General features: G+C 70.6%; 12 protein-coding genes. 4 read left to right on the top strand and 8 right to left on the bottom strand.

Features of this window, described 5'->3' with window-relative positions; all coding sequences use genetic code 11:
* The coding region (locus tag ACFVYN_RS28740; RefSeq protein WP_390003418.1) for a DeoR/GlpR family DNA-binding transcription regulator at nucleotides 1–659 on the top strand (659 nt) is incomplete at its 5' end.
* A gap of 88 nt (nucleotides 660–747) precedes the next feature.
* On the opposite strand, the gene ACFVYN_RS28735 is transcribed toward ACFVYN_RS28740, so the two are convergent.
* Together ACFVYN_RS28735 and ACFVYN_RS28730 are read right to left on the bottom strand one after the other, a co-directional pair.
* Nucleotides 748–1,338 (bottom strand): DUF2889 domain-containing protein, encoded by a 591-nt coding sequence (locus tag ACFVYN_RS28735; RefSeq protein WP_390003416.1) that lies wholly within the window; start codon nucleotides 1,336–1,338, stop codon nucleotides 748–750.
* Nucleotides 1,335–2,174: an enoyl-CoA hydratase-related protein gene (locus ACFVYN_RS28730; RefSeq protein WP_390003414.1), complete on the bottom strand. Its 840-nt coding sequence runs from the start codon at nucleotides 2,172–2,174 to the stop codon at nucleotides 1,335–1,337. The genes ACFVYN_RS28735 and ACFVYN_RS28730 overlap by 4 nt, the downstream gene beginning before the upstream one ends.
* A 178-nt stretch (nucleotides 2,175–2,352) precedes the next feature.
* Here ACFVYN_RS28730 and ACFVYN_RS28725 point away from each other — a divergent pair, with 178 nt between their 5' ends.
* Nucleotides 2,353–3,156: a FadR/GntR family transcriptional regulator gene (locus tag ACFVYN_RS28725; RefSeq protein ID WP_390003412.1), complete on the top strand. Its 804-nt coding sequence runs from the start codon at nucleotides 2,353–2,355 to the stop codon at nucleotides 3,154–3,156.
* A 124-nt stretch (nucleotides 3,157–3,280) separates the two neighbouring features.
* Nucleotides 3,281–4,462 carry an amidohydrolase family protein gene (locus ACFVYN_RS28720; RefSeq protein WP_390003409.1) on the top strand — a complete coding sequence of 394 codons (1,182 nt, stop codon included), beginning with the start codon at nucleotides 3,281–3,283 and terminating at the stop codon, nucleotides 4,460–4,462.
* A 66-nt stretch (nucleotides 4,463–4,528) separates the two neighbouring features.
* Here ACFVYN_RS28720 and ACFVYN_RS28715 read toward each other — a convergent pair whose 3' ends face one another.
* Genes ACFVYN_RS28715 through ACFVYN_RS28690 form a run of 6 tightly spaced genes read right to left on the bottom strand, consistent with a single transcriptional unit; the run spans nucleotide 4,529 to nucleotide 9,400 of the window.
* On the bottom strand, nucleotides 4,529–5,656 hold the full coding sequence (locus tag ACFVYN_RS28715) for a serine hydrolase domain-containing protein (protein WP_390003407.1): 1,128 nt from the start codon (nucleotides 5,654–5,656) through the stop codon (nucleotides 4,529–4,531).
* Entirely contained in the window at nucleotides 5,646–7,136 is a 1,491-nt protein-coding gene (locus tag ACFVYN_RS28710) for a class I adenylate-forming enzyme family protein (RefSeq protein ID WP_390003405.1), read from the bottom strand. Before ACFVYN_RS28710 ends, ACFVYN_RS28715 begins: the two co-directional genes overlap by 11 nt.
* A 4-nt stretch (nucleotides 7,137–7,140) precedes the next feature.
* Nucleotides 7,141–7,563, bottom strand: coding sequence for a MaoC family dehydratase (locus ACFVYN_RS28705; protein WP_390003404.1), 423 nt, complete (start codon nucleotides 7,561–7,563; stop codon nucleotides 7,141–7,143).
* Entirely contained in the window at nucleotides 7,560–8,012 is a 453-nt protein-coding gene (locus tag ACFVYN_RS28700) for a MaoC family dehydratase N-terminal domain-containing protein (protein WP_390003402.1), read from the bottom strand. The genes ACFVYN_RS28705 and ACFVYN_RS28700 overlap by 4 nt, the downstream gene beginning before the upstream one ends.
* 31 nt (nucleotides 8,013–8,043) lie before the next feature.
* Nucleotides 8,044–8,904: an enoyl-CoA hydratase-related protein gene (locus ACFVYN_RS28695; RefSeq protein ID WP_390003400.1), complete on the bottom strand. Its 861-nt coding sequence runs from the start codon at nucleotides 8,902–8,904 to the stop codon at nucleotides 8,044–8,046.
* 4 nt (nucleotides 8,905–8,908) lie between these two features.
* Nucleotides 8,909–9,400, bottom strand: a complete 492-nt coding sequence (locus ACFVYN_RS28690) for a PaaI family thioesterase (RefSeq protein ID WP_352385531.1) — start codon at nucleotides 9,398–9,400, stop codon at nucleotides 8,909–8,911.
* Nucleotides 9,401–9,545: 145 nt separating this feature from the next.
* On the opposite strand from ACFVYN_RS28690, the gene ACFVYN_RS28685 reads away from it, so the two are divergent.
* Entirely contained in the window at nucleotides 9,546–10,757 is a 1,212-nt protein-coding gene (locus ACFVYN_RS28685) for a CaiB/BaiF CoA transferase family protein (RefSeq protein ID WP_390003397.1), read from the top strand.
* Nucleotides 10,758–10,761 lie beyond the last annotated feature (4 nt).

Raw genomic sequence — 10,761 nt, 5'->3', positions numbered from 1 at the left:
GTCAGGCCACGATCCGTCGGGACCTCGTACAACTGGAGGACGAGGGACTGCTCAAGCGGGTCTACGGCGGTGCCGCCCCCGTCCTCGGCGAGGACGACCCGTTCGCCGACGTGGCCGGCGTCCGGGTCGAGGCGAAGGACGCGCTGGCCGCCTGGTGCGCGGACCTCGTCAGGGACGGCGAGACCGTGCTGCTCGACATCGGCACCACGGCCCACCGGGTGGCCCGCCATCTGCACGGCCGGTCGCTGACCGTGATCACCAGCAACCTCGCCGTCTACGAGGAGCTCCAGGACGACAAGGACGTCCAGCTGATCCTGCTGGGCGGCGTGGTGCGGCGCGACTACCGCTCGCTGGTCGGCTTCCTCACCGAGGACAACCTGCGCCAGGTCCACGCCGACCGGTTGTTCCTCGGCACCAGCGGGGTCCGCCCCGACGGCCAGGTGCTGGACACCACCGCCGTCGAGGTGCCCGTCAAACGGGCGATGATCGCCGCCAGCGCCCAGGTGGTCCTGGTGGCGGACGCGGGCAAGTTCCCCGGCACCGGAATGGCCCGGGTGTGCGGTCCCGAGGAACTCGACGTCGTGGTGACCAACGCCCCGGTGGACGAGAAGACCGGCAGCCGGCTGCGGGAGGCGGGAGTGGAGGTGGTCGAGGTGTGAGACGCCTGTAACGAATTCCTGACTTCCCCAACCCCCGAGTCGTCACCGCGCCACGGCGGGCGGGACGACCGCAGAGCTGCACACGCGTTCAGGCGCCGTACGTCCCCGGTCCGCCTTGCTCGAAGGTCCTGAGCGGCGGTACCGGACGCGGTCCGGTGCCCGGGACCCAGCCCGCGTCCAGCTTGCGCAGGCCCACGCCGTCCGGCGCCCAGACGTGGCAGCTGTTCAGCACCCCCGCCGTGGAGCGCGGGCCCTGGGACTGCTCCCCGGCGTACCGCAGGCCCGCGTTCGCCGAGATGGCCGCCTGCACGACCGCGGGCCCCAGGACGCGGGCCAGCTCATGCAGGTGCGAGCAGCCCAGCACCCCGCGGAACCGCTCCTGGATCGCCCGGTTGTACCCGGCGGCGACACTGAGCCCCGTCAGGCCGTCGAACACCGGGGTGATCAACGGGCACTCGGCGTGCGGGAAGGTCCGCATGTCCGCGTCGGCGTGCACGATGACCATGTCGGCCAGACGGACCCGCACGGCGAGCACCATCCGGTGGACGACGCCGGCCGACGGCTCCGCCCAGGGGCGCACGTCGCTCAGTTCCGCCTCGACCGAGATCTCGTCGCAGCCCTCCGCGTACGCGGTGACGGTGATCGTACGGCGGTGCAGCGGGACTTCGGAGCGTGTCATGACGACGCCTTCCCCGGGAGCGCCGATGCCGGGACCGGGGGCTCCCCCAGCCCCGCGAACTCCGGGGGCCTTCGCTCGATGAAGCTGCGCACGCCCTCGCGGTAGTCCGGGGCGCGTTTCGCCGTGGCCAGCAGCGCGGCCGCGTGGTCGCGGCTCTCGGTGAAGGTCCTCGCCTGGTCGTCGGCGAGCTGCCGTTTGATGAGGGACATCGCGTACGGGCTGGCCGAGCGGGCCAGTTCGGTCGCGTACGCGAGTGCCGCCGACAGCAGCTCCGCCGGTTCGACCAGGCGGTTGACCAGCCCCATCGCCAGGGCCTCCGTCCCGGTGATCCGGCGCGAGGACAGCAGCAGGTCGGCGGCGTTGCCGTAGCCGATCAGCCGGGGCAGGATCCAGGACACGCCGTCCTCGGCCACCAGCCCGCGCGCGCTGAAGGCGGCGGCGAACTTGGCGTGCGGGACGGCGAACCGGACGTCGCACATCAGCGCCTGGTTGAATCCGATGCCGGCGCAGGCGCCGTTGACGGCGGCCACCACGGGCTTCGGGAAGGACATGGGCCGGGTGCGCGGGGGCAGCTGGTCCGTCGGCCAGGGGCGGGCGCCCGACGAGGCGGCGTCCAGGACGCTCATGTCCATTCCCGGGCAGAAGCTGCGCCCGGCGCCGGTCAGCACCACGGCCCGCACCCGTGGATCGTGCTCCGCCCGGTCGAACAGTTCGTTGTAGAGCAGTTCCATCTCGAGCGTCCAGGCATTGTGCCGCTCGGGCCGGTTCAGGGTCAGCAGCATGACCCCGTCGTCGGTGAGATCGGTGAGGATCTCCGGGGCCGGGTTCTCGGTCATCGAGGTCACTCCCGCGGTATCCGTCGGCTGGACCGGCTTTATAGATAGATGAATCATCTATATACCAAAGGACCGCCGGGGCACCAGATCAGGTCGTGCACAAAGAAGATCACCGACGGCTTGACCTGGTACCCTCGATACACTAAGACGATTCATTTAGCTATACGAGGAGCCCACCGTGGCCGAGGCAGCCCGCACCGCAGAAACGGCGACCGTGCCCGTCCCCGCCCGCAGTCGCGTCGGACGTCAGGTGCGGGTGCCGAAGACCGCCGAACTGGTCGCCGCACACCTGCGCCGCCAGATCGTACGCGGCGAGCTGAAGCCCGACGACGCACTGCCCCCGGAGTCGGGGCTGATGGAGCAGTTCGGCATCTCGCGGCCCACGCTGCGCGAGGCGTTCCGGGTACTGGAGTCGGAGTCCCTGATCACGGTGCGCCGCGGCGCCCACGGCGGGGCCCGGGTGAGCGCTCCGGACTCGGATGTCGCCGCCCGCTTCGCCGGCCTGATCCTCGAATACCGCGGCGCCACGCTGGGCGACATCTATCGTGCCGCGGCCCTCATCGAGCCGCCCTGCGCCCGCCAGCTCGCCACCAAGCACACGCCGGACGACATCAAGCAGCTGCGCGACGCGGTGGCGGCCGAGAAGGCCGTCCTCGACGACCCGCTCGCCCTGGTCGACGCGCAGGACGCCTTCCACGCCCTGCTGATCGAACTCACCGGCAACCAGACCCTGATCCTGCTGTGCGGCATGCTGCGCAACATCATCGACCGCGCCAACGCCTCGTACACCGCGGGCGCGGCCGATGCCGAGGCACAGAAGACACAGGCCCTCAAGGGACACCGGGCGCATGTGCGGATGGTCGGCCTGATCGAGTCCGGCAAGGCGGACGAGGCCGAGAAGCTGTGGCAGCGGCACATCGCCGGCGCGGACGACGTCGTGAACGCCGCGGGACCCAAGACGGTGCTCGAACTCCTCGACTGACCGGCCCCGCGTCGCCGCAGGCCACCTCGCGGCGGGTCCGCCTCCACTCCCCCTTGCGCTCTTTAATCAGTTAGATAATTATAGAAGGCGTACTGAATAGTTCCCGGGGCCCGGAGGCGACGCCATGGCCGAACAGCGCAAGCCCATCTTCGACTGCGACCAGCACATGTACGAGGAGCGGGACTCCTTCACCCGCTACCTTCCGAAGGAGTTCCTCGGATCGGCGGTCGCACCGGTGACCCTGCCGGACGGGCGGGAGGTGATCCTCGCCGGGGACCGCATCGTCGTATGCCTGGAACCGGAGTTCGGGCAGGTCTACCGTCCCGGTTCGCTCAAGGAGATGCTCAAGGCGATGGCCTCGGGCAATCCCGAGGAGACGTACCAGTTCGAGCCGATGCACGAGTCGTACCAGAACCGCGAGTCCCGTCTGCGCGTCATGGACGAGCAGGGTTTGGACCAGACGATCATCTACCCGGGCGGCTGGGCGCTGGTGGCCGAGGAGTACGTGAAGGGCGTGGAGCCGCTCTACGCCAACTACCACTCCTTCAACCGGTACATGAACGAGGTCTGGGGCTTCAACCACCAGAACCGCATCTACGCCCCCGCGCTGCTGTCGCTGCGCGATCTGCCCAGCGCGGTCAAGGAGCTGGAGTTCGTCCTGAACCAGGGCGCCCGCTTCATCCTGCTGCCCACCGGCCCGGTGTACGGCCGTTCGCCCGGCGACCCGTACTTCGACCCGTTCTGGAAGCTGGTCAACGAGGCCAAGGCGAGCGTCTGCTACCACATCAGCGAGTTCTACTACAACTCGCAGGTGGCGCCCTCCTGGGGCTACGACCCGAACCCCATCCACTTCCGGATGTCGGCCTGGCAGTGGCAGAACACCTACGGCCAGCGCCCCGTCGAGGAGACGCTGTCCGCGCTGATCTTCGACAACCTCTTCGGCCGGTTCCCCGACATCAACGTCCTGGTGTCCGAGTTCGGCTCCGAGTGGGTGCCGCACTTCGTGCGCCACATGGACAAGAGCCGCGGCATGGGCCGCAACGGCCCCTGGATCGGCGGCCAGTTGGACGAGCGCCCCAGCCAGGTCTTCCGCAAGCACGTCCGTGTGGTCCCCTATCCGGAGGACGACATCGTGAACGTCGTCAAGCGCCTCGGCTACCACGAGTCCATCGTCATGGGCTCCGACTTCCCGCACGCTGAGGGCCTGGCCAACCCGGCCGACTTCCGCAAGCTCATCGCCGAGCTCGACGAGTCCGCCCAGGACGACATCATGTACAACAACGCCCAGCAGCTGATCAGCCGCTGAGCATCGCAGTCCAAGGGAGCCCGGTACCGGGATTCGGTACCGGGCTCAGCTGCGTCCAGGCTCTGTTCAGTCCGTGAGATCCGCCGCGAGGTTCGCGATGTTGGTGAGCAGCGCCGTACCGCGCCGGGAGTGGTCGTAACCGGCGAGCGGGTAGCCGTTGCTCAGGCAGACGAAGGACAGGCCGGTCTCCGGGTCCAGGAAGCCGAGTTGGTAGGCGGCCCCGGCGCTGCCGAAGAGGGCGGGCGAACCGGTGGACGGCAGGTTGCTGCCCGCGTCCGGCCCTGCCACGGTGACGAACAGGCCCATGCTGGTACGGCGGTTGGAGCCGCCCCCGTAGATCTGCTCCCCGTGCGGGTGGCCCGTCAGCCGGACCCGGGTGCCCTCCGCCACGGCCTCCGGCTTCCACAGTCCCGAGTGTTCCAGCGCCTGGAAGTACAGGGCGACGTCGGCGGCCGTGGCGACCAGGGCGTGGCTGGGCTCACCCGCCGCCAGCACGCGCGGGTCGGACAGGTACCAGGGGCCCCAGGGGTCGGGCTCCTGCTCGTCGCTCGTGCGGTCGGTGGCGGTCATCGGGGCGACGGTGCCGGGCTGCCGGTCCACCGGTACGCCGAGTTCGAGCGAGGACAGGCCGAGCGGTTCGGCGATCCGCTCGCGCAGGTAGGCGGCGAAGGCCAGGCCCGTACGCCGCTCCACGATCTCGGCGATCAGCCAGGCCGCCGAGGTGAGGTGGAACTGGAAGCGGCTGCCCGGCGGGTAGTCGAGCCGCCAGCGGCCGAAGGCGGCGAGGCGCTGCTCGCGGTCGAGCATCTTCGGGTACCCGAGCGGCGCGAAGGGGAAGCCCGCGGTGTGCGCGAGGACCTGCTCGACCGTGACCTCCTCCTTCCCGTTCGGCGCGAACTCCGGGATGATCGCGGCGACTTGCTCGGTCACGTCCAGCAGTCCCTCGCCGATCAGCTTCCACACGGCGCCCGCGACGATCGACCGCCCGACCGACTGCAGGACGTATCGCGTGGACGGTTCGGCGTCACCCCAGGTCTCGAAGGCGACCAGCCGCCCGTCCCTCGCCACGGCGACCTGCGCGGACGGCAGCGGTCCGTGCTCGACCTCCAGGCGGATCCTGCGCAGGAGTACGTCCAGCCGATGCGGGTCGACGCCGACGGTTTCCGGGGCGACGACCGAGTGGTCAAGCGTCACGTGTCTCTCCTTCGAGCGCGACGGGCGCGGCGAGCGCGGTGGGCTCCCGAAGGCTTCGGCGTACGACCTTGCCGTTGGCGTTGCGCGGCAGGTCGTCCACGAACCACCAGCGGACGGGGACCTTGAACCCGGACAGCCGGGCGCGGGTGTGGCTCCTGAGCGCCGCCGGTTCCGGCGGGGCGTCGGGATCGGCGGGGACGACGAAGGCGACGACGGTCTGGCCGAGCCGCTCGTCGGCAACGCCGGTGACCGCGACGTCCGCCACCCCGGGGTGCGCGGACAGGACCGTCTCCACCTCCAGCGGGTGGACGTTCTCGCCGCCACGGATGATCATGTCGGTGTGTCGGCCGAGCAGGTAGAGATACCCGTCCTCCGCCACGCGGCCGAGATCGCCGCTGTGCAGCCAGCCCTCGGCGTCGATCTTGAAGAGGTGGTCGGCGCGGGCGTGGATCTCTCCGACGCCGTCCGGGCCGGGATCGTGGACCCTGATCTCGACCCCGGGTGCGGGCCGCCCCACCGACCGCAGCAGCTCGGTGCGTCCGGCCACCGCCTCCCGGTGGTCCTCCGGGGTGAGCACGCTGATCGGGGAGCCCTCCGTCTGCCCGAACATGTTGAGCATGCGGACGCCGGGCATCGCCTCGTACGTCCGGCGCAGGGTGTCGGGGCGGACGGGCGCGCCGCCGTACTGGAGGGTCCGCAGCGTCTCGTGGCGGGCCTCGCCGGCAGCCAGCAGGGTCTCCAGCATCGCGGGGACCATGCTGGTGTGCGTGGTGCCGAGCTCCCGCAGCAGGGCCCAGCCCTCGACGGTGAAGCGAGGCAGGCCGGTGATCAGCGCGCCGGCGGCGAGGGCGACGGCGACGTTGCCCAGGCCCGCGATGTGGTGGAAGGGCGCGCTGCCGCCGTAGAAGCTGTCGGGGTCGAGTGCGCACAGCCGGCCGTTGACGCGGGCGCGCGCGGCCAGGCGCCCTTGGCTCATGGGGACGGGCTTGGGCAGGCCCGTCGTTCCGGAGGTGTGCAGGACGGTGGCGAGGTCGTCGGGGGCTGCGGTCAACTCCCTTGCCTTGATAGGGAGTTCGGGCACGACCGCGAGTCGGCGACCCGACAGTTCGGCGACCTGCCTGCCGAGGTCGGCGAACTCGGGCTGAGCCAGCAGGACGTGCGCCCGGGTCTCCTTGACCACGGCGGCGATCTCGTACGCCGTCATGCGGACGCCGAGCGGTGCGAGCGGGTGGCCGGATCCGGCGCCGCCGATCACCAGCGCGAGGGCGTCGGCGGAGGTGGCGACCAGGGCGGGCACCGGATCGCCGGGCTCCAGGCCGAGGGTGTCCAGCCAGTCGGCGGCGCCGGCCGCACGGTCGAGGAGTTCGCGTCCGGTCCAGGTCAGGTCGCCGAACCGGACGGCGGGGCGGGCGTGGTCGTAGGCGCGGCTCACCATGGCGGTCCAGGTGGCCGCCTGCGTCCCTTCCTGGGCGGCGGCCATCGGCTCAGGGCGCCAGGCGGGCCGTCGCAGTGCCGGTGACCACCTCGGCGCCGTCCTGGTTGACGGTGCGCAGGGCGAAGTGGGCGACCGGGCCGGCCGGCGTGTCCTCGATCGACTCGACGGTGGCCGTCGCGGTGAGGGTGTCGCCCGGCCAGACCTGCGCCTTGAAGCGCACGCCGTAGCGCAGCAGCGCCTCGGTGCCGACCCAGTCGGTCAGGACCCGCCCTGTCATGCCCATCGTCAGCATGCCGTGGGCGAACACGCCGGGGTAGCCCGCGGCCTCGACGGCGAACTTCTCGTCGGTGTGCAGGGGGTTGAAGTCGCCGGAGGCGCCCGCGTACTGCACGATCCGGGTGCGCTTGAGGTCGTCGACGAGGACGCTCTCGCGTATCTCGCCGACCTTGATGTCGTCGGGGCTCAGGCTCATCGGGCGTCCTTCGGGGTCGCCGGGCCCTCGGGGACGACGGCCACGGTCACGGCACTGACGACCGGTTCGCCGTCGGCGTCCCGGTACTCGGTGATGCGCTCGCTGAAGAGCAGGCGGCCGGTGCGGCCCTGCTTCTCCCAGCTGCGGCCGGTGGAGAGGTGCGCGTAGAGGGTCTCGCCGGCGCGCACCGGGCGGTGGTACTCGAAGTGCTGCTCGGCGTGGAGCCCGCCGGCGCCCTCGGCCATGACGCCGGCGTCGCGTCCCGACCCGAACCACTTCTCGTCCGGCTTGGGACGCAGGTGGTAGTCGGGGTCGTAGTGGGCGCTCGCCATGGTGAAGGTGGGCGGTGCGAGCGCCGACTCGCCCTGGTACGCCGGGTTCTCGTCGCCGATGGCGCGGGCGAACATCATGATGTGCCCGGCCTCGACGGGGAAGGGTTGCCCTGTCATCCGCGTGTGCTCCTCGAATCAGTACGGCAGATCAGTACGGCAGAAACGCGTCGCGCGTGGCCTCGTCCGGGTCGAAGTCCGGCGGCAGTCCCTCGAACTTGGGCTCCCGCTTCTCCACGAAGCTCGACACACCCTCGCGAAAGTCGGGCGAGCCCGCGAAGAACTCCATGGCGGAGTAGGAGCGGGCGAGGGCGTCGGTGAAGGGGCGGTCGAGGTCGCCGTACACCTGGTGGCGCAGGACGGCCATGGCGCGCGTGGAGCAGTTGCGGGCGATGTCCCGGGCGTAGGCGCGGGCGGCGTCGAGCAGGTCCTCGGGCTCGACGACACGGCTGACGAGGCCGAGCTCCTTGGCCTCGTCGGCGTCGAAGACGCGGCCCGACAGCAGCAGGTCGAGCGCGTTCTCCAGGCCGATCACGCGCGGCAGGACGTACGGCATGTTGTACTCGCCGGCCAGGCCGCGTCGGGTGAAGGCGGTGGTGAAGCGGGCGCCGCGGGCGGCGAAGCGGATGTCGCAGATGAGGGCCTGGACCAGGCCGATCCCCGCGCAGGCGCCGTTGACGGCGGCGATCATCGGCTTCGGCATGGTGCGCCTGCTGTACATGGGAACGCGGGCCTGGAGGTTGAGGGACTCGCCGGGCTGCGAGTTCTGCTCCAGGCGCTGCATGTCCATCCCCGGGCAGAAGGCCCTGCCCGCCCCGGTGATGATCACCACTCGGACGGCGGGGTCCTGCGCGGCCTCGTCGAGGAGCGCGAAGAAGCGGCGCTCCATGGGGATGCTCCACGCGTTCTTTCGCTCGGGCCGGTTGAGGGTGACGGTGGCGACGCCGTCCTCGTCCACCTCGTACAGGACCAGGTCCAGGTCCTCGGGGGCCACCACGGTTTCCTCGGGCATCACGTCACTCCTCGTCCAGCGGTTCGATCGGGTCGCCGACGCCGGGCCGTTCCCCCGAGATGGTCACGACCACCTGCCCGCGGGCGCAGATGCGTCCGTCGGCGCGGACGTCGACGTCGGCGAAGTGCACGCGGCCGCCCCGCCGCACACAGCGGGCGTACGCGATCGCCTCACGGCCGCGGGCGGGTGCGAGGTACTGCACCGACATCGACACGGTGCTGAGCCGGCTGCCCTTGGTGAAGTCGTGCCCGGCGATCACGGCTCCGGCGCCGGCGGTGTCGATGAGCGCCGAGATGACGCCGCCGTGGAAGACGTCTTCGTGGGCGGAGAGGGACTCGGCGTAGGGGAGCACGATCTCGACCCCGTCCGCCTCCCAGCGCGTCACCCGGATACGGCAGCGCCGGTTGAAGGCGACCCCGCGCTCCCAACGGGCGCGGAACCAGGCCCGGCGTTCTCGCTGTTCCTGATCGGTGAGGGTCCTCGCCGCGACGGTCATCAGCCCGCCCTCCCGTCCCGGCCTGGCGGCCGATCCATATAGTTACATGAATTGAATAGATGAGGCAATCACGTCGGCCACAGCCGAGCGCTAGATGTATTATTTATATAACTGATTCGTCGTCCGTGAACAGAGGGAGACCCAGATGCCGTCGACCGCGCTGGCCGGGATCCGCGTGCTCGATCTGTCCCGCATCCTCGCCGCGCCGCTGGCCACGCAGATGCTGGCCGATCTCGGCGCCGAGGTGATCAAGGTCGAGCGGCCCGGATCGGGGGACGACTCCCGGACGTACGGCCCTCCCTTCGCACCCGGACCCGAGGGCGACCGGACGGACACCGCCGCCTTCTACCTGGCCGCCAACCGCAACAAGCGGTCTGTCACCGTCAACCACGCCTCTGCCGAGGGACAGGAACTCATCCGCGCCCTCGCCGCACGTTCGGACGTACTGGTCGAGAACTTCCGGACGGGCACGCTGGCCAAGTACGGCCTCGACCACGAGAGCCTGCGCGCACTCAACCCGCGCCTCGTCTACCTCTCGGTCACCGGCTTCGGCCAGACCGGCCCGTACGCCGACCGCCCCGGCTACGACGGCATCTTCCAGGCCATGTCCGGGATGATGAGCGTCTCCGGGCACCCCGAAGAGCCGATGAAGGTGGGCGTCAGCATGATCGACATCCTCACGGGGCTCTACGCCTCCACGGCCGTCCTCGCGGCCCTGCGCCACCGGGACCTCACCGGCGAGGGCCAGTTCATCGACCTGTCCCTGCTGGACTGCGGCCTGGCCTCGCTGTCCCACTTCGCGATGAACTACCTGGTCTCCGGCGAGGTTCCACAGCGGCGCGGCAACGGCGGGTACGGCGGGATCCCCTCACAGGCCTTCCCCTGCAAGGACAAGCCGATCTTCCTCGTCGCGGGCAACGACAAGCAGTTCGCCGCGTTCTGCGCGGCGGCCGACCGCAGCGACCTCCTCCAGGACGAACGGTTCGCCACGACGTCCGCCCGGATCGCCCACCGCGAGGAGATCCTGCCGGTGCTGGCGGCGATCCTGTGCACCCGCACCCGGGACGAGTGGCTGACCGTGCTCGACGCACACGACGTGCCCGCGGGCCCGTACAACGAGATGCCCGAGGTCTTCGCCGACCCGCAGGTACAGCACCGGGGAATGCTGATCGAGGTCGAGGACCCGGCCTCCGGACCCCTGCCGATGCTCGCCAACCCCATCCGGTTCACGGCGACGCCGGTCGAGGACTACGCACCGCCGCCGGCGCTGGGTGAGCACACGGCCGAAGTGCTCACCGCTCTCGCAGGCGTGACGGTCAGTCAGCTGGCCGCGCTGCGGTCCCGGGGCGTCGTGTAGCGGC

The organism is Streptomyces sp. NPDC058307 (genome assembly GCF_042880295.1).
GTDB lineage: Bacteria > Actinomycetota > Actinomycetes > Streptomycetales > Streptomycetaceae > Streptomyces.
The sequence above is the reverse complement of the archived record's forward strand: the minus strand, read 5'-3'. Positions and strand labels throughout refer to the sequence as shown.